Source organism: Xanthomonas sp. 3075 (assembly GCF_014197275.1).
GTDB classification, from domain to species: Bacteria; Pseudomonadota; Gammaproteobacteria; order Xanthomonadales; family Xanthomonadaceae; genus Xanthomonas; species Xanthomonas campestris_B.
In genome coordinates this window covers 1-1,070 of the sequence record NZ_JACIFI010000058.1, presented here as the reverse complement: position 1 = coordinate 1,070, position 1,070 = coordinate 1, and the positions used below count along the sequence as shown (strand labels likewise).

1 protein-coding gene is annotated in these 1,070 nt (G+C 58.7%); it reads left to right on the top strand.

The window, feature by feature from the left end:
• Positions 1-70 precede the first annotated feature (70 nt).
• A protein-coding gene (locus tag GGR62_RS20895) for an IS3 family transposase (protein WP_260306370.1) occupies positions 71-1,070 on the top strand; the annotation gives its coding sequence in 2 pieces (ribosomal slippage) (positions 71-323 and positions 323-1,070; 1,001 coding nt annotated over the 2 pieces). This gene is flagged as partial in the annotation.

Below are 1,070 nucleotides of genomic sequence, written 5' to 3'. Positions count from 1 at the left end.
GGTAATCCCCCCTCAGATCAGCAGACGTCAAAAGTGGAATTTTCTCGTAACCTTTCCTGAGGAGATTTCCATGAAGACATCACGATTCACCGACAGTCAGATCATCGCGGTGCTCAAGCAGGCCGAGGCCGGCACGCCTGTGCCAGAGCTATGCCGTGAGCACGGCATCAGCTCGGCAACCTTCTACAAGTGGCGTAGCAAGTTCGGCGGTATGGACGCATCGATGGTGTCCCAGCTCAAGGAGCTGCAGGAGGAGAACCGGCGCCTGAAGAAGATGTATGCCGAGTCGCAGATGACATCCGAGGTGCTTCGGGAGGCCATGGCAAAAAAATGGTGAGGCCATCTCAACGCCGAGAGATGGCCCGATGGGCGGTGAACAACAAGGCGATGAGTATCCGGTCAGCCTGCATGGCGTTTACGGTCAGTCAGACCTGCTACCGCTACCAGGCCAAGGCATCGGATGAGAACGCGCTGATCGCCGACTGGTTGATCCGATTGACCACCGCTTACCGCGACTGGGGCTTCGGCTTGTGCTTCCTGCACCTGCGCAACGTCAAGGGCTTTGGCTGGAACCACAAGCGCGTGTATCGCATCTACCGGGAGCTGGAGTTGAACCTGCGGATCAAGCCAAGGAAGCGGCTTGTGCGAGAACGCCCAGAGCCGCTGGCTGTGCCCGAGTCGATCAACCAGGTCTGGTCGATGGACTTCATGCACGACCAGCTCAGTGATGGGCGCAGCTTCCGATTGTTCAACGTGATTGACGACTTCAACCGCCAAGGGCTGGGGATCGAGGTCGACCTGTCCTTGCCCTCGGCTCGTGTGATTCGGGCACTGGAACAGATCATCCAGTGGCGCGGCAAGCCGCGCGTGATTCGCTGCGACAATGGGCCTGAATACATCAGTGGTGCGCTACTGGGCTGGGCTGAACAACGCGGCATCCGGATCGAGCACATCCAGCCTGGCAAGCCGCAGCAGAACGCCTACGTTGAACGCTACAACCGGACGGTACGCTATGGATGGTTGGCCCGAACCATGTTCGACTCAATCGAGCAGGTGCAAGACAAAGCCAC